The 23,281-nt window shown below is 54.5% G+C and carries 22 protein-coding genes; 14 read left to right on the top strand and 8 right to left on the bottom strand.

Features of this window, described 5'->3' with window-relative positions; all coding sequences use genetic code 11:
- Positions 1-168: 168 nt before the first annotated feature.
- Positions 169-876 (top strand): FadR/GntR family transcriptional regulator, encoded by a 708-nt coding sequence (locus INF61_RS11875; RefSeq protein ID WP_003862405.1) that lies wholly within the window; start codon positions 169-171, stop codon positions 874-876.
- Positions 873-2,306 (top strand): multidrug transporter subunit MdtD, encoded by a 1,434-nt coding sequence (mdtD, locus tag INF61_RS11870; RefSeq protein WP_003862403.1) that lies wholly within the window; start codon positions 873-875, stop codon positions 2,304-2,306. Before INF61_RS11875 ends, mdtD begins: the two co-directional genes overlap by 4 nt.
- Here the strand turns inward: mdtD and rbsR are convergent.
- The 7 genes from rbsR to kup all read right to left on the bottom strand — a co-directional run bounded on the left by rbsR (position 2,272) and on the right by kup (position 10,209).
- Positions 2,272-3,264 carry a ribose operon transcriptional repressor RbsR gene (rbsR, locus tag INF61_RS11865; RefSeq protein WP_003862402.1) on the bottom strand — a complete coding sequence of 331 codons (993 nt, stop codon included), beginning with the start codon at positions 3,262-3,264 and terminating at the stop codon, positions 2,272-2,274. The genes mdtD and rbsR overlap by 35 nt on opposite strands.
- 3 nt (positions 3,265-3,267) lie before the next feature.
- A complete protein-coding gene (rbsK, locus tag INF61_RS11860) occupies positions 3,268-4,197 on the bottom strand; it encodes a ribokinase (RefSeq protein WP_045343944.1) in 930 nt (309 codons plus the stop codon).
- Positions 4,198-4,305: 108 nt separating this feature from the next.
- Positions 4,306-5,196, bottom strand: coding sequence for a ribose ABC transporter substrate-binding protein RbsB (gene rbsB / locus INF61_RS11855; protein WP_003862397.1), 891 nt, complete (start codon positions 5,194-5,196; stop codon positions 4,306-4,308).
- A gap of 27 nt (positions 5,197-5,223) precedes the next feature.
- The gene (rbsC, locus tag INF61_RS11850) at positions 5,224-6,189 is read right to left on the bottom strand and encodes a ribose ABC transporter permease (protein ID WP_003862395.1); all 966 of its coding nucleotides are present in this window, start codon (positions 6,187-6,189) and stop codon (positions 5,224-5,226) included.
- 4 nt (positions 6,190-6,193) lie between these two features.
- Positions 6,194-7,699: a ribose ABC transporter ATP-binding protein RbsA gene (gene rbsA / locus INF61_RS11845; protein ID WP_017383711.1), complete on the bottom strand. Its 1,506-nt coding sequence runs from the start codon at positions 7,697-7,699 to the stop codon at positions 6,194-6,196.
- A 7-nt stretch (positions 7,700-7,706) separates the two neighbouring features.
- Positions 7,707-8,126, bottom strand: coding sequence for a D-ribose pyranase (rbsD, locus tag INF61_RS11840; protein ID WP_003862392.1), 420 nt, complete (start codon positions 8,124-8,126; stop codon positions 7,707-7,709).
- A 214-nt stretch (positions 8,127-8,340) separates the two neighbouring features.
- A complete protein-coding gene (gene kup / locus INF61_RS11835) occupies positions 8,341-10,209 on the bottom strand; it encodes a low affinity potassium transporter Kup (RefSeq protein ID WP_006808744.1) in 1,869 nt (622 codons plus the stop codon).
- Between the two features lie 222 nt (positions 10,210-10,431).
- Here kup and ravA point away from each other — a divergent pair, with 222 nt between their 5' ends.
- Positions 10,432-11,928 (top strand): ATPase RavA, encoded by a 1,497-nt coding sequence (ravA, locus tag INF61_RS11830; RefSeq protein ID WP_003862389.1) that lies wholly within the window; start codon positions 10,432-10,434, stop codon positions 11,926-11,928.
- A complete protein-coding gene (viaA, locus tag INF61_RS11825) occupies positions 11,922-13,373 on the top strand; it encodes an ATPase RavA stimulator ViaA (RefSeq protein ID WP_015570153.1) in 1,452 nt (483 codons plus the stop codon). The genes ravA and viaA overlap by 7 nt, the downstream gene beginning before the upstream one ends.
- Here viaA and asnA read toward each other — a convergent pair whose 3' ends face one another.
- Positions 13,374-14,366, bottom strand: coding sequence for an aspartate--ammonia ligase (gene asnA, locus INF61_RS11820; RefSeq protein WP_003862385.1), 993 nt, complete (start codon positions 14,364-14,366; stop codon positions 13,374-13,376).
- Positions 14,367-14,517: 151 nt separating this feature from the next.
- Between asnA and asnC the strand changes: the two genes are divergently transcribed.
- The 10 genes from asnC to atpA all read left to right on the top strand — a co-directional run bounded on the left by asnC (position 14,518) and on the right by atpA (position 23,241).
- Complete coding sequence (gene asnC, locus INF61_RS11815) at positions 14,518-14,976, top strand: transcriptional regulator AsnC (protein ID WP_003862383.1); 459 nt, start codon at positions 14,518-14,520, stop codon at positions 14,974-14,976.
- Positions 14,977-15,066: 90 nt separating this feature from the next.
- Positions 15,067-15,516, top strand: a complete 450-nt coding sequence (gene mioC / locus INF61_RS11810; RefSeq protein WP_193547780.1) for an FMN-binding protein MioC — start codon at positions 15,067-15,069, stop codon at positions 15,514-15,516.
- 374 nt (positions 15,517-15,890) lie between these two features.
- A complete protein-coding gene (gene mnmG, locus INF61_RS11805; RefSeq protein WP_003862379.1) occupies positions 15,891-17,780 on the top strand; it encodes a tRNA uridine-5-carboxymethylaminomethyl(34) synthesis enzyme MnmG in 1,890 nt (629 codons plus the stop codon).
- Positions 17,781-17,887: 107 nt separating this feature from the next.
- The gene (gene rsmG, locus INF61_RS11800; RefSeq protein WP_193547779.1) at positions 17,888-18,511 is read left to right on the top strand and encodes a 16S rRNA (guanine(527)-N(7))-methyltransferase RsmG; all 624 of its coding nucleotides are present in this window, start codon (positions 17,888-17,890) and stop codon (positions 18,509-18,511) included.
- A 615-nt stretch (positions 18,512-19,126) separates the two neighbouring features.
- Positions 19,127-19,507 (top strand): F0F1 ATP synthase subunit I, encoded by a 381-nt coding sequence (atpI, locus tag INF61_RS11795; protein ID WP_003862375.1) that lies wholly within the window; start codon positions 19,127-19,129, stop codon positions 19,505-19,507.
- Positions 19,508-19,515: 8 nt separating this feature from the next.
- Entirely contained in the window at positions 19,516-20,331 is an 816-nt protein-coding gene (gene atpB / locus INF61_RS11790; protein ID WP_003862373.1) for a F0F1 ATP synthase subunit A, read from the top strand.
- A gap of 49 nt (positions 20,332-20,380) precedes the next feature.
- Positions 20,381-20,620 carry a F0F1 ATP synthase subunit C gene (gene atpE / locus INF61_RS11785; protein WP_000429386.1) on the top strand — a complete coding sequence of 80 codons (240 nt, stop codon included), beginning with the start codon at positions 20,381-20,383 and terminating at the stop codon, positions 20,618-20,620.
- Positions 20,621-20,668: 48 nt separating this feature from the next.
- The gene (gene atpF / locus INF61_RS11780) at positions 20,669-21,139 is read left to right on the top strand and encodes a F0F1 ATP synthase subunit B (protein WP_003862370.1); all 471 of its coding nucleotides are present in this window, start codon (positions 20,669-20,671) and stop codon (positions 21,137-21,139) included.
- A gap of 14 nt (positions 21,140-21,153) precedes the next feature.
- The gene (gene atpH / locus INF61_RS11775) at positions 21,154-21,687 is read left to right on the top strand and encodes a F0F1 ATP synthase subunit delta (RefSeq protein ID WP_015570151.1); all 534 of its coding nucleotides are present in this window, start codon (positions 21,154-21,156) and stop codon (positions 21,685-21,687) included.
- A 12-nt stretch (positions 21,688-21,699) separates the two neighbouring features.
- A complete protein-coding gene (atpA, locus tag INF61_RS11770; RefSeq protein WP_003862367.1) occupies positions 21,700-23,241 on the top strand; it encodes a F0F1 ATP synthase subunit alpha in 1,542 nt (513 codons plus the stop codon).
- Positions 23,242-23,281: the final 40 nt, after the last annotated feature.

Genomic DNA, 23,281 nt, shown 5'->3' with positions numbered 1-23,281 from the left:
AGTTCTTCTGAAGTGACAAGAGGAAATTTAAAAAAAGTTTCTGACCGTGTTTTTTTTCACCAAAAGCGATGAGATCCAGCTACAAATTGTTCTATTTGATGTATCTGCAACCACAATCACACCTGAGATGGCATAATTAACCGCATCAATATTTAAGGAATAAAAGCGATGCCATTAAGCGCACAACAGCTGGCAGCTCAAAAAAACCTGTCCTATGTGCTGGCAGAGAAACTGGCGCAGCTGATCTTAGCGGGTAAATATGCTCCAGGTAGCATCCTGCCAAGCGAGATGGAGCTGGGAGATCAGTTTGGCGTTAGCCGTACCGCCGTTCGCGAAGCGGTAAAAACATTAACGGCGAAAGGGATGGTGCTTCCACGCCCGCGCATTGGCACCCGCGTTATGCCTCAGGGAAACTGGAACTTTCTCGATCAGGAGTTACTCACCTGGTGGATGACCGAAGATAACTTTAATCAGGTCGTCGATCACTTTCTGGTCATGCGCAGCAGTCTTGAGCCTCAGGCCTGCCTGCTTGCCGCCACGCTCGGCACAGCCGAGCAAAAAGCGCAGCTCAATACTTTGATGGAAGAGATGGTGGATCTGAAAAAGCACTTTAACCGCGAGCGCTGGATAGCGGTCGATATGGCCTGGCATGAACATATCTATAATATGAGCGGAAATCCTTTCCTGACCTCCTTTGCTTCTTTATTCCATTCTGTGTACCACACTTACTTTACCTCTATCACGCAGGATGAGGTGGTGAAGCTGGATCTGCATCAGGCGATAGTCGATGCCATTCAGGAGAGCGACGGGCAGCGAGCCCTGAGTGCGTGCCAGGCGTTGCTGGCCGCGCCAACCCACCAGCAGGTAAATAAATGACAGAGAAAAAAGCACGCAGTATGGCCGGACTGCCGTGGATTGCAGCCATGGCGTTCTTTATGCAGGCACTGGATGCCACTATCCTCAATACCGCCCTTCCCGCCATAGCCCAAAGCCTTAACCGCTCCCCGCTGGCGATGCAATCCGCCATCATCAGCTACACCCTGACGGTGGCGATGCTTATTCCGGTCAGCGGCTGGCTGGCCGATCGTTTTGGCACACGCAAAGTGTTCATGCTGGCGGTGACGCTGTTCACGCTCGGTTCTCTGGCTTGCGCCCTCTCCACCTCTCTGACGGAACTGGTTATCTTCCGCGTTCTACAGGGGATAGGCGGCGCGATGATGATGCCCGTCGCGCGTCTGGCGTTATTACGCGCCTATCCGCGCAGCGAACTGCTCCCGGTGCTCAACTTTGTGACTATGCCGGGCCTGGTCGGCCCGATACTTGGCCCGGTTCTCGGCGGCGTACTGGTGACCTGGGCTAGCTGGCACTGGATCTTCCTGATTAATATTCCGATTGGTGTGGCAGGGCTGATTTATGCCCGCAAATATATGCCGAACTTCACCACGCCAAGACGCAGCTTCGATATGGGTGGTTTCTTCCTGTTTGGCCTGAGCCTGGTCCTGTTCTCCAGCGGGATGGAGCTGTTTGGCGAGAAAATCGTAGCGACGTGGCTGGCGCTGGCCGTCATCCTCAGCGGTATTCTGCTGTTCCTTCTATATATACGTCATGCGCGTCGCCATCCGACACCGCTTATCTCTTTATCTCTGTTTAACACCCGAACGTTCTCCGTCGGGATCGCGGGCAATATTGCCTCGCGTCTGGGCACGGGCTGCGTACCGTTCCTGATGCCGCTGATGCTCCAGGTCGGTTTCGGCTATCCGGCCCTGATTGCTGGCTGCATGATGGCGCCCACGGCGATGGGCTCGATTCTGGCAAAATCGACGGTCACGCAGGTGCTGCGCTGGTTTGGCTATCGTAAGACGCTGGTTGGCGTGACGATCTTTATCGGATTGATGATTGCGCAGTTCTCCCTGCAATCTGCGGCGTTACCAATCTGGATGCTGATCCTGCCGCTGTTTGTGCTGGGTATGGCCATGTCGACGCAGTTTACGTCGATGAACACCATCACCCTTGCGGACCTCACCGACGAGAATGCCAGCAGCGGCAACAGCGTACTGGCGGTCACTCAACAGCTGTCGATCAGCCTCGGGGTTGCCGTGAGCGCGGCGGTACTACGGTTTTATGAAGGGTTTGACGGTACAAATACCGTTGAGCAGTTCCACTATACCTTTATCACTATGGGCGCGCTTACCGTGGTATCGGCGGTGGTCTTTATGTTGTTAAAACCAAAAGACGGCCGGAACCTGATTAAAGAGCGTCACAAAGAGAAGGCTAAACCGAACCGCGTTCCATCAGAACAGGAGTAAGCTGCAAACGTTGCTGTTGCAGCGTGGGCTGGGCCATGCGGTGGATCAACACATCGATGGCCAGCTCGCCCAGTTCATCCTTCGGCTGATGGATGGTGGTCAGTGGGGGCGTCATGTAGCGCGCCAGTTCGATATCATCGTAACCGACGATCGCCATATCGTCCGGAACACGTAATCCCGCCTGATACAGCGCCTGATATGCTCCGAATGCCATCGCATCGTTACCGATAAACACCGCCTGCGGACGCGGCTCTTGCGCCAGCAGTTTCTGCATTGCTTCAAATCCACCGTTAAATTCGAAATCGCCGGTGATGCGATAGCCATCAGGAATGGCAAGCCCCGCCCGTTCCATGGCCGAAAGATAGCCTTCCAGACGCAGGCGCGCCGGGGTTTTATCCAGCGGGCCGGTAATACAGGCAATGCGGGTATGACCTTTATCGATCAGATGCTGAGTCGCCATATCGCCGCCCAGCAGCGAGTTATCCTGGATCAGATCGCTGGTGCCGTCGAACGGCGCCCAGTCCATCATCACCGTGGGAATAGAAGGATAACGCTGGATGATCTCTTTCGAAGGTTGATGCGTTTCGGTACAGAGCAGCAGCAGCCCGTCGACGCGTTTTTGCATCAGCGTTTCCAGGTTACGGTTCATGCGCTGCTCATCGCCTTCGGTATTGCACAGCACCAGGCTGTAGCCGCGCTCGAAGCAGCTGCGCTCCACGCCGCGCACCAGTTCAGAATAAAAAGGGTTGGTACTGGCCGTGATCAGCATGCCGATGGTGCGCGTCTGGTTGAGCTTCAGGCTGCGGGCCAGCGCAGACGGCGCATAGTTGAGTTCTTTAATTGCAGCGTCAACTTTCTCCCGAATCGCCTCGCTGACGAAGCGATCGTTATTGATTACGTGGGAGACAGTCGAGGTAGAAACGCCCGCCATACGGGCGACATCTTTCATTGTGGCCAAGCGTTACCCCTGCTGACTTAAGAATTCATCAATCTCTTTACGCCATGGAACAGAAGGCTGAGCGCCTTTACGCGTCACCGCAATCGCAGCGGCGGCATGCGCGAAGCGGATCGCGTCATCCATTGCTTTTCCTTCCAGCAGCGCCGTTACCAGCGCACCGTTGAAGGTGTCTCCTGCGGCGATGGTATCAATGGCTTTGACCTTAAAGCCCGGTACGCGACGGCCTTCGCCATTGACGCTAGCCCACACCCCACGGCTGCCGAGGGTGATGATTACGGTGCCGATGCCTTTTTCATGCAGTGCAAGCGCGGCACGCGCGGCATCGTCATCATTTTCGACACGGATACCCGTCAGCTTTTCCGCTTCGGTTTCGTTCGGGGTGATGATATCCACCAGCGCCAGCAGCTCGTCTGATAATACACGGGCAGGCGCAGGGTTAAGTAGGACAGACGTATGATTTTCATGCGCAATTTTCGCGGCGGCCAGCACGCTTTCAACCGGTGACTCCAGCTGCATCAGCAGGGCTTCCGCTCCGGCGATGATTCCACGCTGCGCTTCGACGCGTTCAGTCGTTAACGCGGCATTAGCCCCCGCATGAATACCGATGACATTCTCACCTTCCGCATTGACGAAAATCAGCGCCACGCCGGTAGATTCCCCTGCAACCACGCTGACGGGTGCAATGTCGATGTTGTCGCTTGCCAGCTGTTTGCGTACGCGCTCGCCGGTATCGTCATCACCCGTACAGGCGATAAACGCGATATTCGCCCCGCTGCGTCCGGCGGCAACCGCCTGGTTTGCGCCCTTACCGCCGAACGCCACCTGATACTGATTGCCAGTGACGGTTTCGCCCGGAGTGGGGAACGTTTCAAGGTTAAGAATGTGATCGGCATTGATACTGCCAAGGACGACGAGGTTGCCTGCGGTTTTCATGTATTGAGGTGTCCATCTGAGAGCGCCACCGGTATTACCCGGTGGCGTATGCCACACTTTTCTTTTATTTGGTGTCCCTCAGGCAGCCAGCGACTGCCTGAATCGCCTTTACTGCTTAATGACCAGTTTCAGGTCAACAGGATATTTGGCCTGAACTTTTTCGCCCTTCAGCACTTTATCGGCAGTTTGCACGCCAGTCGCGCCAATCTGCTCAGGCAGCTGAGCGATGGTCGCAGCCAGTTTGCCATCATTTACTGCTTTTTCACCATCCGGCGTGCCGTCAAATCCGACAACCATCACATCTGATTTACCCGCAGTCTGGAGCGCACGCAGCGCACCGAGCGCCATTTCGTCGTTCTGTGCGAATACCGCCTGCACATCAGGATGCGCGGTCAGCAGGTTCTGCATGACGTTCAGGCCCTTTGTACGGTCGAAGTCTGCCGGCTGGCTCGCCAGCACGTTGAATTTGTGCGCCGCTACAGCCTGCTGGAAGCCTTCACCACGTTCACGGGCTGCGGAAGTCCCGGCGATACCCTGCAACTCGATCACTTTCGCGCCTTCACCTGCTTTCTTCGCGATGTAGTCACCGGCGATTTTACCGCCCAGTACGTTATCAGACGCAATGTGGCTGACCACATCCCCTTTCGTTGCCTGACGGTCAAGGGTGATGACCGGGATCTTCGCCTGGTTTGCCATCTTCACGGCGTTACCGACCGCGTCGGAATCGGTTGGGTTGATCAGCAGGATTTTGGTACCACGAACGGTTAAGTCCTGAACGTTAGCCAGCTCTTTCGCCGGGTTGTTCTGAGAATCCAGCACCACCAGGTTGTAGCCCAGTTTATCTGCTTCTTTCTGCGCGCCATCCTTCAGAGAGACGAAGAACGGGTTGTTCAGGGTAGAGACAACCAGCGCGATGGTGTCCTTCGCCATGGCGTTAGCACTTACGGTTGCGCTCAGCGCGACAGCAGAAACCAGGGTAGCCAGTTTTTTCATGTTCATATCTAAGATGTCCTGTAGTGTCGTCAGTTACTGTTTTTTGTTGTCTACCAGTACCGCCAGCAAAATCACCACTGCCTTAACGATCATCTGGTAATAGGAGGAAACACCTAACAAATTCAAACCATTATTCAGGAAACCGAGGATCAGTGCGCCGATCAATGTCCCAACAATGCGACCTTTACCACCCGCAAGGCTCGTACCGCCCAGAACCACTGCCGCGATGGCATCCAGCTCATAGCCCGTACCCGCCGTTGGCTGCGCGGAGGAGAGGCGCGCCACTTCGATGATGCCCGCCAGAGACGCCAGCAGGCCGCACAGGGAGTAAACGATAATTTTGACTTTATTAACGCTGATACCGGACAGGCGCGTTGCCGCTTCGTTACCGCCCAGCGCATAGATATAACGACCCAGACGGGTATGGTGCAGCATGTACCATGCCGCCAGGAAGACGATAGCCATGATCCAGACCGGGGTCGGGACACCCAGCGGGCGACCGATACCGAACCAGCCAAACAGATCGGCGTTATCGGTAAAACCAGTATTAATCGGGCTACCGTTGGTGTACACCATGGTCACACCGCGCAGCAGCAGCATCATCACCAGCGTGGCGATGAATGCCTGAACGCGACCTTTCGCCACAATCACGCCGGTTACGGCGCCAATTGCCGCACCTGCCGCCAGCGCAGCGGCAACGGCCACCAGCGCGTTGACCTCAATACCAACAATCGACGCGGCGATCGCGCCGGTGAGGGCCAGCAGGGAACCGACGGACAGATCGATACCCGAGGTCAAAATCACCAGCGTCATCCCCACCGCCATAATGGCGTTGACGGAGGTCTGCTGAAGAATGTTGAACAGGTTATTGACGGTAAAAAAGTTCGGGCTCATGGTCGAGACAATCGCGATCAGCACCAGCAGGGCAATCAGCGATTTTTGTTCCATCAGCCATGCCTTTGTGAAATAGCGGCGACCAGAAACAGCCTGGGTAGTCATCTTCTTACTCCTGATTCACGCGATTAAGCTTGCCCACAGCGGCAGCCATCAGAACTTCCTGGGTGGCCTGCTCGCGAGTGAATTCACCGCCGAGATGCCCTTCATGCATGACGATAATGCGATCGCTCATGCCTAATACCTCTGGCATCTCGGAAGAGACCAGAATGATGCTCAGACCGTCGGCCTTGAACTGGTTAATCAGCTGATAGATCTCTTTCTTCGCGCCCACGTCCACGCCGCGGGTAGGTTCATCAAGGATCAACACTTTTGGGCGCGTCATCAGCCCGCGGGCAATCGCCACTTTCTGCTGATTCCCGCCGGACAACAGGCCAATAGCCTGCTCCATCGATGGGGTTTTAACGTTAAAGAGACGGATAAAATCGCTGACCGCCTGCTGCTCATCTTTGTGTTTCAGGCTGCCGCCGCTGCGGCTGAAATAGCCTAGCGCCGTCAGGGACATGTTCTCTTTCACCGACATGCCCAGCACTAAGCCGTCGCGCTTACGGTCTTCGGAAATATAGACAATGCCGTTCGCCAGGCCATCCTGAGGCGAGCGGGTGACCACCTCATGGCCGTCGAGGGTAACGTAGCCGCTGGTGCGCGGCAGTGCGCCATAGAGCACTTTCATCAGTTCGGTGCGCCCCGCGCCCATCAGGCCCGCGACGCCAAGGATCTCGCCCTTGCGCAGGGTAAAGGAGACGTCATTCACGCCCGGCCCGCAGAGATTATCCACCTTCAGGCGGATTTCTCCCGGCGCTTTCTCCAGATGCGGATACTGATCTTCGAGCTTACGTCCCACCATCATTTCGATGAGCGTATCTTCGGTCAGGGTTGCTACTTCGCGCTCGGCAATAAACTGCCCATCGCGAAACACGGTGACGTCGTCGCAGATCTCGAAGATCTCTTTCATGCGGTGTGAGATATAGACAATGCCGCGGCCCTGGGATTTCAGCTCACGGATCACGCGGAACAGGGATTCGGTTTCGGTATCGGTCAGGGCGTCGGTCGGTTCATCCATAATGATGACCTTCGACTCGAAGCTCAGCACCTTCGCGATTTCCACCATCTGCTGATCGCCGATGGAAAGGTCGCCCACCAGTCGATCGCTCTTAAAGCGCAGATTCAGCTTCGCCAGCAGTTTGTCCGCTTCGGCATACATGGTTTTCCAGTCGATTTTGCCAAACCGGTTCACGAACTCACGGCCGAGGAAGATGTTCTCCGCAATGGTGAGCTGCGGGATCAGGTTCAACTCCTGGTGGATGATGCCGATGCCCGCTTCCTGAGAGGATTTCGGGCCGTTAAAGGTGGTCTCTTTACCCAGCCACAGCAGCGAACCGGCATCGCGTTGGTAGATACCGGTCAGCACTTTCATCATGGTGGATTTGCCGGCGCCGTTTTCGCCCACCAGCGCCATGACGCGCCCGGAATAGACGTTCAGCGCCGCACCGGAGAGGGCTTTTACGCCCGGGAACGACTTATCGATCCCTTTGAGTTGCAGTAATACGTCCATGATGGCCTCAGAAGGTGACGCCAGCACAGAGAATGATATTCGCATACGGGGAGCACTCCCCGCTGCGAATCACCGCCTGACTGTCTGCGGTTTGTTGTTTGAACTGCTCGTGCGTTGTGTAACGAATTTCTATGGTGTTTCCCTGGTGCTGTTGCAGTTGCTCAATGTGGCTGAGCAACGTTTCGTGGAGTTGCGGATTATGTTGTTTGATTTCCGCCGCGAGAATGGCCGCCTCAACCTGCATCTCCGCGGTGACCACTTCCAGTACCTGCATGAACGAGGGTACGCCCTGCGTTAACGCCATATCGATACGGGTTGTGCTGCGCGGAACCGGTAAGCCTGCATCGCAAACCACCAGCGTATCGGTATGCCCAAGACGGGAAATCACCGATGAGATTTCTGAGTTGAGTACTGTGCCTTTCTTCATTTTTTGCTCCACTAGCGAAACGTTTCGCTAAAAACAGTGTAGCCGCAGAAGTGTTCAGAAAACCATCATGACGTAACGGATTTGTGATCAACGTCGAAACGTTTCGCTAAGTGAAATGCAATAGAGGAAAATTGCCCGGCGGCGCTACGCTTGCACGGGCCTACGGGTCTGGTAGGCCGGGTAAGCGCAGCGCCACCCGGCATATTCAGAAGGGTTAAATCTCGACCTGCGTCCCCAGCTCAATCACGCGGTTAGGCGGGATCTCAAACTGGTCAGGCGCACGCAGGGCGTTACGTTGCAGAATGAGATACAGCTTGCCGCGCAGGCGCAGATACCATGGGCGCTTGCCGATGATCAGCGACTCGTGGGACATAAAGAACGACGTCTCCATCATGCGGCAACTCAGGCCTTCCAGACCGCAGCGGTGGAACACCTCTTCCACGTTCGGCGTTTCGCGCCAGCCGTAGCTTGCCACCACGCGCCAGAAGGTTGGCGACAGCTGTTCAATCTGTACGCGACGCACGTTGTGAACGTACGGCGCATCTTCGGTACGCAGCGTCAGCAGGATCACGCGCTCGTGCAGCACTTTGTTGTGCTTGAGGTTATGCATCAGCGCAAACGGGATCACGTTCAGCGCGCGAGACATATACACCGCCGTGCCCGGCACGCGCACCGGTGGGGACTTCTCCAGCGAGGCGATCATCGCCTCAAGAGAGTTACCGTGCTCGTGCATACGACGCAGCAGGCGGAAACGTTCGCTCTTCCACGTCGTCATCACAATAAACATCACCAGACCCAGCGTCAGCGGCAGCCAGCCGCCGGAGACAATCTTGTCGAGGTTCGCAGAGAACAGCGGCACGTCGATGCAGAGGAAGCCAACCAGGATCAGCCCCACGAGGAACTTATTCCAGTGCCAGTTACGGTACGCCACGGTGGTGGAGAGAATAGAGGTCAACACCATCGTTCCGGTTACCGCGATACCGTACGCCGCCGCCAGATTACTGGAGTGCTCAAAGCTGACGATAACAATCACCACCGCGAAATAGAGCAGCCAGTTGACGAAGGGAATGTAGATCTGGCCAGACTCCATCTCCGAGGTATGGATAATGCGCATTGGGGAGAGATATCCCAGACGCACGGCCTGACGCGTCAGGGAGAATACGCCGGAAATGACAGCCTGAGAGGCAATGACCGTCGCCAGCGTCGCCAGGATCAGCATCGGAACCAGCGCCCAGTCCGGCGCCAGCAGGAAGAACGGGTTTTTAATCGCTTCAGGGTGTGCAAGCAGCAGCGCGCCCTGACCGAAGTAATTCAGCACCAGTGAAGGCAAGACCACGCTAAACCAGGCGACGCGAATAGGGAGTTTCCCGAAGTGGCCCATATCTGCATACAGCGCTTCAACACCGGTAATGGACAGCACCACCGCGCCCAGCGCCACAAACGACACCACTTTATATTCAAGGAAGAAATGCACCGCCCACATTGGGTTCAGCGCGTGCAGGACATCCGGGTTGGCGATAATACTGCGTAAGCCCAGCGCCGCCAGGATCAGGAACCAGGCCAGCATAATAGGCGCGAACAGCTTACCCACCAGCCCGGTACCGTGTTTTTGTATGGCAAACAGCAACGTCAGCACGATAATAGCGAGTGGCACCACCCACGTATCAAGCTGTGGCGCGACAATCTCCAGCCCCTCTATGGCCGACATTACAGAAATCGCCGGCGTAATCACGACTTCTCCATAGAAGAAGCTGCCGCCAATCAGGCCGATGATGACCAGCACGGAGGTCATTCTTGCGGACGTATTGCGCCCGGCAAGGGACATCAGGGTCAGAATACCGCCCTCGCCCGCGTTATCAGCCCGCATTACGAAAGAGAGATACTTAAGGGAGACCACCAGGATCAGCAGCCAGAAGATGAGCGAGAGGAAACCAAATACGGCGTCACGCTCTACACCAAAACCAAACTGACCGGACAGACATTCACGAAGCGTATAAAGCGGGCTGGTGCCGATATCACCGTAGACAACCCCGATCGCCGCAAGCGTTACTGCGGGTAATGATTGCTTATTATCAGTGCTCATAGACTAGTCTTTTCGTTTGAATAACAAATGTGTGCTTAGTCCCTTGGCCCACAAAAAGCGCACAGTATGCACGATTCAATGCAAAATCGTACCCCTAAATGCAGCCGCATTAATGTAGCGCAAAGAAAATAGCGCCGCACTTCAGCCTATTACCAGGCCAGACCGAAACGTCTATACTCGCTTCAATTAGCCGCCACGACGGCGAAAGGATGCAAAACTATTATGGCTCACTCACATTTATTAGCAGAAAGAATTTCCCGCCTCAGCAGTGCGCTGGAGAAAGGCCTTTACGAGCGTAGCCACGCCATTCGCCTCTGTTTACTGGCGGCGCTGAGCGGGGAAAGCGTGTTTCTGCTGGGCCCGCCGGGCATTGCCAAAAGTCTGATCGCACGCCGCCTCAAATTCGCTTTCCAGAACGCGCGCGCATTCGAGTATTTGATGACGCGCTTCTCCACGCCGGAAGAAGTTTTCGGCCCACTCTCCATTCAGGCGCTAAAAGATGAGGGACGCTATGAACGTCTGACGGCGGGCTATCTTCCGGAAGCGGAAATCGTCTTTCTTGATGAGATCTGGAAAGCCGGCCCGGCCATTCTGAATACCCTGCTGACGGCAATTAACGAACGTCGATTCCGTAACGGCGCCAGCGAAGAGAAGATCCCCATGCGCCTGCTGGTGGCCGCGTCTAACGAATTGCCCGAAGCCGACAGCAGCCTGGAAGCGCTGTATGACCGTATGCTGATCCGTCTGTGGCTGGATAAAGTCCAGGATAAATCAAACTTCCGTTCCATGCTGGTAAGCCAGCAGGATGAAAACGAAAACCCGGTGGCAGCGTCATTGCAGGTCACGGACGAGGAATACCACCAGTGGCAGGAGGAGATCGGCAAGATAAAACTGCCCGATCCCGTTTTTGAGCTGATCTTCATGCTGCGCCAGCAGCTTGATTTGCTGCCCTCCGCGCCGTACGTCTCCGATCGTCGCTGGAAAAAAGCCATTCGCCTGCTCCAGGCAAGCGCGCTGTTTAGCGGCCGCGATGCTGTCGCCCCAATCGATCTGATCCTGCTGAAAGACTGCCTGTGGCACGACGCAGAAGGGATGAATCTGATGCAACAGCAGCTGGACGTTTTGATGACCGGACACGCGTGGGGTCAACAATCCATGCTTAATCAACTGGGCGCGATTGCCCAACGTCGCCTTCAGCTCCAGCAGCAGCAAAGTGACAAAACCGCGCTGAAGGTGAACCGTCTTGGCGGGATGTTTGCCCGTAAACCGCACTATGAACTGCCCGCCGGGCTGACTGACGCCTCGCTCACGCTTCTTCTTCAGCAACCGCTGAAGCTTCATGATATGCAGGTTGTGCACGTGACGATCGAACGCGTTGCGCTGGTTCAGTGGCTGGATAAAGGCGGTGAGATCCGCGGTAAACTCAACGGTATAGGCTTTGCACAGCCGCTGTCGATGGAAGTCGACAGCAGCCAGCACCTTGTGATCCGTGACGTCAGCCTTCAGGGATCGCGCCTGGCGCTGCCGGGCACGGCCTCCGATACTGTTCCGGAGGAGATTAAACAGCAGCTCGACGCGCTGGATAACGAATGGCATCAGCAGCACACGCGCTTCAGCGAACAGCAGAAATGCCTCTTTATCCATAGCGACTGGTTAGGTCGCATTGAAGCCAGCTTGCAGGATGTCAGCGCGCAGATCAAACAGGCGCGTCAATGCTAACGCTGGACACGCTTAACGTCATGCTGGCGGTTAGCGAGGAAGGGTTGATCGAAGAGGTCGTCATTACCCTGCTCGCTTCACCGCAGCTGGCGGCCTTCTTTGAAAAATTCCCGAAGCTCCGAAAAGCAATGACGGACGATCTGCCCCGCTGGCGCGATAACCTGCGACAGCGGTTTAAGGAGACGGAAGTCCCGCCGGAACTGACAGAGGAAGTGGCTGGTTACCAGCAGTGCCAGCGGCTTTCAACACCGCAGTTTATTGCCCAGCTACAGCAAACCCTGACGCTGCTTGATAACGTTCACTCCCCGTTTGCCAGCCAGGCCAGAGCGCTGGTCACGGACAACCCCAGCTTTACTCCCGCCCTGCATACGCTGTTTTTACAGCGCTGGCGTCTGAGCCTTGTGGTCCAGGCCACGGCCCTTAATCAGCAGTTGCTGGACGAAGAGCGCGAACAGTTGCTCAGTGAAGTCCAGGAGCGAATGACCCTGAGCGGCCAGTTAGAACAGGTGCTGGTGGAGAATGAAAACGCCGCCGGTCGACTCTGGGATATGAGTGCCGGCCAGTTAAAGCGGGGCGATTATCAGCTGATCGTGAAGTACGGCGACTTTCTGGCACAACAGCCGGAGCTGATGAAGCTCGCAGAACAGCTCGGCCGTTCCCGGGAGGCCCGGTCGGTCCCAAAGAAAGATGCGCCGATGGAGACCTTTCGTACGCTGGTACGTGAACCCTCCACCGTACCGGAGCAGGTGGACGGGCTACAGCAAAGCGATGACATCCTGCGCCTGCTGCCTACGGAACTCAGCACGCTGGGCATGACCGAACTGGAGTATGAGTTTTATCGTCGGCTGGTGGAAAAACAGCTCATTACCTATCGACTGCATGGCGAAGCCTGGCGCGAGAAGATCAGCCAGCGTCCGGTGGTGCACCAGGATTTTGATGAGCAACCGCGCGGCCCATTTATTGTTTGCGTCGATACGTCCGGATCGATGGGGGGCTTTAATGAACAGTGTGCAAAAGCGTTCTGCCTGGCCCTGATGCGCGTGGCGCTCGCCGATCGTCGTCGCTGCTACATCATGTTATTTTCCAGCGAAGTGGTGGGGTATGAACTGACCAGCCCACAGGGGCTGGAGCAGGCGATCCGCTTTTTAAGCCAGCGCTTTCGCGGCGGCACCGATCTGGCCAGCTGTTTTCGCAGCATCATTGAGCGCATGCAGGGCGGAGACTGGTACGACGCGGATGCGGTGGTGATTTCCGATTTTATCGCCCAGCGGCTGCCGGACGACGTCGTGAATAAAGTGAAGGAGATGCAGCGCGTGCACCAGCACCGTTTCCATGCCGTGGCGATGTCTGCACATGGAAAACCCGGCATCATGCGCATCTTCGATCATATCTGGCGCTTTGATACCGGGTTGCGTAGCCGCCTGCTCAGACGCTGGCGACGTTAATTAAAGAAGAGAACCGACGCTCTCACGTACCTGCTGCGGCCAGACCCCACACTGTACCTGACCAATGTGAGAGAGTTGCAGCAGCAGCATGGTCAGACGAGACTGGCCAATACCACCGCCGATGGTCTGCGGCATTTCACCGCGCAGCAGTGCCTGGTGCCACTCCAGTTGCAGACGATCTTCATCACCGGTCACGGCCAGCTGACGCTTCAGTGCTTCAGCATCCACGCGGATCCCCATCGAAGAGAGTTCAAACGCATCTTCCAGAACCGGGTTCCAGACCAGAATATCGCCGTTCAGACCGGCATATTCGCTTTCGCCCACGGTGCTCCAGTCATCGTAATCCGGCGCACGGACGTCGTGACGTTTACCATCAGACAATTTCCCGCCAATGCCGATAAGGAATACCGCGCCCAGCTCTTTGGCGATCGCGCGTTCACGGCCTTTGGCATCCAGATCCGGGAAACGGCTCAGCAATTCCTGACTGTGAACAAAGTGGATCGTTTCCGGCAGGAACGGTGCCAGACCAAACTCTTTGCTCACGGCCGCTTCGGTTGCTTTGATCCCGGCGTAGATCGCCTCAACGGTGGATTTCAGCGTACCGACGTGACGCTCGCCATCTCCCATTACGCGCTCCCAGTCCCACTGGTCAACGTAGACAGAGTGAATCGGGGAAAGGCGGTCTTCATCGGGGCGAAGGGCTTTCATGTGCGTGTAAAGCCCTTCGCCCGCGCTGAAGTCGTGTTGTCCCAGGGTTTGACGCTTCCACTTCGCCAGGGAATGAACCACTTCGAACTGGGCGTCTGGCAGTGTTTTCACTTTTACCTGTACCGCTTTTTCGCAACCAGACAAGTTATCCTGCGTCCCGTCACCCACGCGGCTCAGAATCGGCGCCTGAACTTCAATAAGGCCAAGCTTCTCTTCCAGCTGGCGGGAAAAATGGGATTTTACGAAACTGATCTGGCGTTGTTTTGCGATGTAAGCGGTTTTCATTATTTATACTCCTGCGTCCTGTTGATACTGATTAAGCAACAGAACAGGCGCTTAATTCAATAACCTATCAACAAAAAGCCGCCTTCACTTTTGATTCGTTAAAATAAGACGCTAGAATAGAGAGAATCATTAATCTTCATAAGAAAAACCTATGGAAAATTATCAGATCGACAATCTGGACCGCGGCATTCTGGAAGCGCTAATGGCCAACGCACGCACCGCGTATGCCGAACTGGCGAAACAATTTGGCGTCAGCCCGGGGACCATTCACGTTCGCGTCGAGAAAATGAAGCAGGCCGGGATCATCACCGGCGCACGCATTGATGTCAGCCCGAAGCAACTTGGCTACGACGTCTGCTGCTTCATTGGCATTATTCTGAAAAGCGCCAAAGATTACCCCTCCGCGCTGGAGAAACTGAACGCGCTGGATGAAGTCACCGAGGCGTACTACACCACCGGGCACTACAGCATCTTTATAAAGGTGATGTGCCGATCCATTGACGCCCTCCAGCAGGTACTTATCAACAAGATCCAAACAATCGATGAAATTCAGTCCACTGAAACCCTGATCTCCCTGCAAAACCCGATCATGCGTACTATCCGCCCGTGATCGGGCAATTTCATTCCCACATTTTCCACAGGTAGATCCCAGCTCGTTCACAGCGTACAATGGCCGCCTCTTTATCTGAGCGAGCGATCAATGGCGGACATTACTCTTATCAGCGGCAGCACCCTGGGCGGTGCGGAATATGTAGCGGAACATCTGGCTGAGAAGCTGGAAGATGCGGGCTTTTCTACACAAACGCTGCACGGACCGCTGCTGGAAGATCTCCCGACTGACGGGGTCTGGCTGCTGATCACCTCCACGCACGGCGCGGGCGATCTGCCGGATAACCTGCATCCTTTATATGACGAACTGCTGGAACAACAGCCCGATCTGTCAAACGTCCGGTTTGGCGCTGTGGGGATCGGCAGCCGTGAATATGACACTTTCTGTGGCGCCATAGAGAAAGTAGAAGCTGCGGTGACCGCCTGCGGAGCAAAACAGCTGGGTGAAACGCTAAAGATCAACATCCTCGATCATGATATTCCCGAAGATCCAGCCGAGATCTGGCTCGCGGAATGGAAAAATTTACTCAAAAACGATTAAAGATCGTGCGATCAGATGTGGATAACTCTGGTTAAAAGCTCGTATTAAGCCGTAGTTATCCAAAGAACAACGTTGGTTTAGTTTTTGACCTGTGTATAAAGTGGCGATCTGATCCCAGCTTATACGGTCCAGGATCACCGATCATTCACAGCAAACGATCCTTCCTAACTGCATGATCTTATTTATGGGATCGGACTTATCCACAGAGGTCTGCGATCCTAATAAGAGATCACAATAGAACAGATCTCTAAATAAAAAGATCTTCTTTTTAATAGCCCGGGATCCCAATGCTTTCTCGAAAGACTAAAGTTGAGTAGAATCCACGGCCCGGGCTTCAATCCATTTTCATACCGCTTTACGCGAGGCAGACCACCATGTTTTATCAGGATCCTTTTGACGTCATCATCATTGGCGGGGGTCACGCAGGCACTGAGGCCGCAATGGCCGCAGCGCGAATGGGTCAGCAGACCCTGCTTTTGACACACAATATCGACACGCTGGGACAAATGTCCTGTAATCCGGCGATTGGCGGCATTGGGAAAGGACACCTGGTAAAAGAAGTGGATGCACTTGGCGGCCTGATGGCGAAAGCGATCGATCATGCAGGCATCCAGTTTAGGATACTAAACGCGAGTAAAGGGCCTGCTGTTCGTGCGACCCGCGCACAGGCAGACCGCGTGCTTTACCGTCAGGCTGTGCGCACCGCGCTGGAGAACCAGCCGAACCTGATGATCTTCCAGCAGGCAGTTGAAGATCTTATCGTCGAGAACGATCGCGTCGTGGGTGCCGTAACCCAGATGGGGCTCAAGTTCCGCGCAAAAGCGGTTGTGCTGACCGTCGGGACATTCCTGGACGGAAAAATTCATATCGGCCTGGATAACTACAGCGGTGGCCGTGCTGGCGATCCGCCGTCTATCCCACTTTCACGTCGTCTGCGTGAACTGCCGCTGCGCGTCAGCCGCCTGAAAACCGGTACACCGCCGCGTATTGACGCGCGCACCATTGATTTCAGCGTGCTGGCGCAACAGCACGGTGATAATCCGATGCCGGTGTTCTCGTTCATGGGCAATGCGGCTCAGCATCCGCAGCAGGTGCCGTGCTACATCACGCACACCAATGAAAAAACCCATGACGTGATCCGCAATAACCTCGATCGCAGCCCAATGTACGCCGGTGTGATCGAAGGGATCGGCCCACGTTATTGCCCGTCGATCGAAGACAAAGTGATGCGATTTGCCGATCGTAACCAGCACCAGATCTTCCTCGAACCTGAAGGGCTGACCTCTAACGAAATTTATCCAAACGGCATCTCCACCAGCCTGCCGTTCGACGTGCAGATGCAGATTGTGCGTTCAATGCAGGGCATGGAAAACGCGAAGATCGTTCGTCCTGGCTACGCTATTGAGTACGATTTCTTCGATCCGCGCGACCTGAAGCCGACGCTGGAAAGCAAATTCATCCAGGGTCTGTTCTTCGCAGGCCAGATTAACGGTACCACCGGGTACGAAGAAGCTGCCGCACAAGGGTTGCTGGCCGGTCTGAACGCCGCTCGCTTCTCTGCCGAGAAAGAGGGCTGGGCACCGGCGCGTTCTCAGGCTTACCTGGGCGTTCTGGTCGACGATCTCTGCACGCTGGGGACCAAAGAACCGTACCGCATGTTTACTTCTCGTGCGGAATATCGCCTGATGCTGCGCGAAGACAATGCCGATCTGCGTCTGACTGAGGTGGGCCGTGAATTGGGTCTGGTGGATGACGAACGCTGGGCGCGCTTCAACGAGAAGCTGGAGCGTATCGAACAGGAACGTCAGCGCCTGAAAACCACCTGGGTGAATCCGCAGGCGGAAACCGCTGCCGAAGTAAACGCTCACTTAACAGCACCGCTGTCGCGCGAAGCCAGCGGGGAAGATCTGCTGCGTCGTCCTGAAGTCACTTACGAGAATCTGGTCAAACTGACCGCGTTCGCGCCGGGCCTTGAAGACGCGGAAGCGGCTGAACAGGTCGAGATCCAGGTGAAATACGAAGGCTACATCGCGCGTCAGCAGGATGAGATCGAAAAACAGCAGCGCAACGAAAACACGCTGCTGCCGGAAATGCTGGACTATCGTCAGGTGACGGGCCTTTCCAACGAAGTGATCGCTAAGCTGAACGATCACAAACCTGTGTCGATTGGCCAGGCCTCACGTATCTCCGGCGTCACACCTGCTGCGATTTCGATTCTGCTGGTGTGGCTGAAAAAGCAGGGTATGCTGCGCCGCAGCGCGTAATGCTCTGAAAATTGCCCGGTGGCGCTGCGCTTACCGGGCCTACTGAACCCGTAGGGCGGGTTAGCGAAGCGCCACCCGCCACTTAAGTTTCTCAACAGGTATCCACCGTGCTCAATAAACTCTCTCGTCTGCTGGAACAGGCAGGTATTTCGCTCACCGATCACCAGAAAAATCAGCTGGTGGCCTATGTCGATATGCTGAACAAATGGAATAAATCGTACAACCTCACCTCCGTACGCGATCCCAACGAGATGCTGATTCGCCATATTCTCGATAGCATCGTCGTGGCGCCATATCTGAACGGGGAACGTTTTATCGACGTGGGCACCGGCCCGGGCTTGCCGGGCGTTCCGTTGTCTATTGTTCGACCGGAGAGTCAATTCACGCTGCTGGACAGCCTGGGTAAGCGCGTACGCTTTTTACGCCAGGTCCAGCATGAGCTGAAGCTGGAAAACATCACGCCCGTGCAGAGCAGGGTAGAGGAGTTCCCGGCTGAGCCACCGTTTGACGGCGTTATCAGCCGCGCATTTGCGTCACTCAATGACATGGTGAGCTGGTGCAAACACCTGCCGGCGGAGAAGGGGCGTTTTTATGCGCTGAAAGGGCAACTTCCGGGGGACGAAATCGAGCAGCTTCCGGACGGTTTTGCTGTCGAATCCATTGAGAAACTTCAGATCCCTCAGCTCGAAGGTGAGCGTCATCTGGTGATAATTAAGCCAAACACTTTTTAAAAATTAATAAAAAATGTGGAATTTGTGCTGTTTTGATCGTGTTAAAAAGCAGCACATCCCGTCTGTTTTGGCCGTTGTTAATTTAACCTTGTTGTTACCATGGGTTTTCTTATGGTTAACCTGAAGTGAGTTGTTCACTCTGAGGATAATCAACCATGAAAATATCAGCCTGCTAAAAGTGGGTAAAGGCAACAAGAATGGAATGTTAAATATTTATTAAGAATGTCAATAAAAGGTTTTTGTTGTATACGGCTCTGTTTTAAAAATAGTTGCGATTTTTTTGCTTTAATTTCATACAGATGAAATAAATCGTTTTACGTCTTTGATAAATACCACTTTATCGCAAATGTGTATTTTGTGATCTCGTGCACGCTTTATCACCAACGTTTCCGCGCTGTTTGCAGTTTTGCCTGAAGGTCGGCACTTAGGTCAAAAGTTGAAAAATAGGACTGGGGAAAAATATTTAAACATTTATTCACCTTTTCGCTACTTAATGTTTGAAATCACGGGTACGCACCGTATAATTTGACCGCTTTTTGATGCTTGACTCTGAGCCTTAAAGGACGTTTTATACGACACGCGGCATACCTCGAAGGGAGCAGGAGTAAAAACGTGATGTCTGTGTCGCTCTTGAGTAGAAACGTTGCTCGTAAGCTTCTGTTCATTCAGTTTCTGGCTGTGATAGCAAGTGGACTGCTGTTTAGCCTCAAAGACCCCTTCTGGGGCATCTCCGCCGCGTGCGGAGGTTTGGCGGTGGTTCTGCCAAACGTGTTGTTTATGATTTTTGCCTGGCGTCATCAGGCGCATACACCCGCCAAAGGCCGCGTGGCCTGGTCCTTCGCTCTCGGCGAAGTGTGTAAGGTGTTGCTGACCTTTGCTCTACTGGTGATGGCGCTGGCGGTTTTGAAAGTGGTATTCATGCCGCTGATAGCAACGTGGGTTTTGGTGCTGGTGGTACAAGTTCTGGCTCCAGCTGTAATCAATAACAAAGGGTAAAAGGCATCATGGCTTCAGAAAATATGACGCCGCAGGATTACATAGGTCACCATCTGAATAACCTTCAGCTGGACCTGCGTACATTCTCGCTGGTGGATCCACATAACCCCCCGGCCACCTTCTGGACGATCAACATCGACTCCATGTTCTTCTCGGTGGTTTTGGGTCTTCTGTTCCTGGCCATGTTCCGCAGCGTTGCTAAAAAGGCGACCAGCGGTGTTCCAGGGAAATTCCAGACGTTCATCGAGATGATCATCGGCTTCGTCCATGGCAGCGTGAAAGACATGTACCATGGTAAGAGCAAACTGATTGCTCCGCTGGCCCTGACCGTGTTCGTTTGGGTCTTCCTGATGAACCTGATGGACCTCCTGCCTATCGATTTCTTACCTTGGATCGGTGAGCACGTACTCGGCCTGCCTGCACTGCGCGTGGTTCCGTCTGCCGACGTGAACATCACCCTGTCGATGGCGCTGGGCGTATTTATCCTCATTCTGTTCTACAGCATCAAAATGAAAGGCGTAAGCGGCTTTGTGAAAGAGCTTACCTTGCAGCCGTTCAACCACTGGGCGTTTATTCCGGTCAACCTGATCCTGGAAGGCGTTAGCCTGCTGTCCAAACCTGTTTCACTGGGTCTGCGACTGTTCGGCAACATGTATGCGGGTGAGCTGATTTTCATTCTGATCGCGGGTCTTCTGCCGTGGTGGTCACAGTGGATTCTGAATGTGCCATGGGCCATTTTCCACATCCTGATCATTACGCTGCAAGCCTTTATCTTCATGGTTCTGACGATCGTCTATCTGTCGATGGCGTCTGAAGAGCACTGATTTTTTACCAACACTACTACGTTTTAATTGAAACAAACTGGAGACTGTCATGGAAAACCTGAATATGGATCTGCTGTACATGGCTGCCGCTGTGATGATGGGTCTGGCGGCTATCGGTGCTGCGATCGGTATCGGCATCCTCGGGGGCAAATTCCTGGAAGGCGCAGCGCGTCAACCTGATCTGATTCCTCTGCTGCGTACTCAGTTCTTTATCGTTATGGGTCTGGTGGATGCAATCCCAATGATCGCTGTAGGTCTGGGTCTGTACGTGATGTTTGCTGTCGCGTAGTAGTTGTTTTAAAACCCCAAGCCACAGAAATTTAAGAGGTATTGTGCTGTGAACATGAACGCAACAATCCTCGGCCAGGCCATCGCGTTTATTCTCTTTGTCTGGTTCTGCATGAAGTATGTATGGCCGCCTTTAATGGCTGCCATCGAAAAACGTCAGAAAGAAATTGCTGACGGTCTGGCTTCCGCAGAACGCGCTAAGAAAGATTTGGACCTTGCACAGGCCAACGCGACAGACCAGCTGAAAAAAGCGAAAGCTGAAGCTCAGGTAATCATTGAACAGGCTAACAAACGCCGTTCTCAGATCCTGGACGAAGCCAAAGCTGAAGCAGAACAGGAACGTACTAAGATCGTGACACAGGCTCAGGCTGAAATTGAAGCTGAGCGTAAACGTGCTCGTGAAGAACTGCGTAAGCAGGTTGCGATTCTGGCTGTTGCTGGCGCCGAGAAGATCATCGAACGTTCCGTGGATGAAGCTGCTAACAGCGACATCGTGGACAAACTTGTCGCTGAACTGTAAGGAGGGAGGGGCTGATGTCTGAATTTGTTACGGTAGCTCGCCCCTACGCCAAAGCAGCTTTTGACTTTGCTGTCGAACACCAAAATGTCGATCGCTGGCAGAATATGCTGGCGTTTGCCGCTGAGGTGACGAAAAACGAACAAATGGCCGAGTTGCTTTCTGGTGCGTTAGCGCCTGAAACCCTCGCCGCGTCGTTTATCGCCGTGTGCGGAGAGCAACTGGATGCCAACGGCCAGAACCTGATTAAGGTGATGGCGGAAAATGGTCGTCTCCGTGTGCTCCCGGATGTTCTCGAGCAGTTTGAGCACTTACGTGCCCTTAGTGAAGCTACCGCTGAAGTTGAAGTAACTTCTGCGACTGAACTGAGTAACGAACAGCTTGCGAAAATCACCGCCGCGATGGAAAAACGTCTGTCACGCAAAGTTAAGCTGAATTGCAAAATCGATAAGTCTGTAATGGCAGGCGTAATCATCCGCTCGGGTGATATGGTCATTGATGGCAGCGTACGCGGCCGTCTTGAGCGCCTTGCAGACGTCTTGCAGTCTTAAGGGGACTGGAGCATGCAACTGAATTCCACCGAAATCAGCGAACTGATCAAGCAGCGCATTGCTCAGTTCAATGTTGTGAGTGAAGCTCACAACGAAGGTACTATTGTTTCTGTAAGTGACGGTGTTATCCGCATCCACGGCCTGGCCGATTGTATGCAGGGTGAGATGATTTCCCTGCCGGGTAACCGTTACGCTATCGCACTGAACCTGGAGCGCGACTCCGTAGGTGCCGTTGTGATGGGTCCATACGCTGACCTTGCCGAAGGCATGAAGGTTAAGTGTACTGGCCGTATTCTGGAAGTACCGGTTGGCCGTGGCCTGCTGGGGCGCGTTGTTAACACCCTGGGTGCGCCAATCGACGGTAAAGGTCCGGTTGAGCACGATGGCTTCTCCCCAATCGAAGTTATCGCACCAGGCGTTATCGACCGTCAGTCCGTTGATCAGCCAGTGCAGACGGGTTATAAGTCCGTTGACGCCATGATCCCAATCGGTCGTGGTCAGCGTGAACTGATCATCGGTGACCGTCAGACCGGTAAAACCGCGATGGCAATCGACGCCATCATCAACCAGCGTGATTCCGGCATCAAATGTGTGTACGTGGCTATCGGCCAGAAAGCGTCCACCATTTCCAACGTGGTTCGTAAACTGGAAGAACACGGCGCACTGTCTAACACCATCGTTGTGGTAGCAACCGCGTCTGAATCTGCTGCACTGCAATACCTGGCGCCATACGCCGGTTGCGCAATGGGCGAATACTTCCGTGACCGCGGTGAAGATGCGCTGATCGTATACGATGACCTGTCTAAACAGGCCGTTGCTTATCGTCAGGTTTCCCTGCTGCTCCGTCGTCCACCAGGACGTGAAGCATTCCCGGGCGACGTATTCTACCTCCACTCTCGTCTGCTGGAGCGTGCTTCCCGCGTTAACGCGGAATACGTCGAGAACTTCACCAAAGGTGAAGTGAAGGGTAAAACAGGTTCTCTCACCGCTCTGCCGATCATTGAAACCCAGGCGGGTGACGTTTCTGCGTTCGTTCCGACCAACGTAATCTCCATTACCGATGGTCAGATCTTCCTGGAAACCAACCTGTTTAACTCCGGTATTCGTCCGGCGGTTAACCCGGGTATCTCCGTATCCCGTGTGGGTGGTGCTGCTCAGACCAAGATCATCAAGAAACTGTCCGGTGGTATCCGTACCGCGCTGGCACAGTATCGTGAACTGGCTGCGTTCTCTCAGTTCGCATCCGATCTGGACGAAGCAACCCGTAAACAGCTGAGCCACGGTCAGAAAGTGACCGAGCTGCTGAAGCAGAAACAGTACGCGCCAATGTCTGTTGCTCAGCAGGGCCTGGTACTGTTCGCGGCTGAACGCGGTTACCTCGAAGATGTGGAACTGGCGAAAATCGGTAGCTTCGAAGCCGCTCTGCTGGCTTACGTCGACCGTGATCACGCTCCGCTGATGCAAGAGATCAACCAGACCGGTGGCTATAACGACGAAATCGAAGGCAAGCTGAAAGCTATCCTCGATTCCTTCAAAGCAACCCAATCCTGGTAATCGTCCGGCGGCTTGTCTCAGGACAAGCCGTCTGGCATTG

It is taken from the genome of Enterobacter cloacae complex sp. P18RS (assembly GCF_014982105.1).
In the GTDB taxonomy this organism is placed as follows: Bacteria; Pseudomonadota; Gammaproteobacteria; order Enterobacterales; family Enterobacteriaceae; genus Enterobacter; species Enterobacter hormaechei_C.
This window is presented reverse-complemented; position numbering and strand designations above follow the sequence as displayed.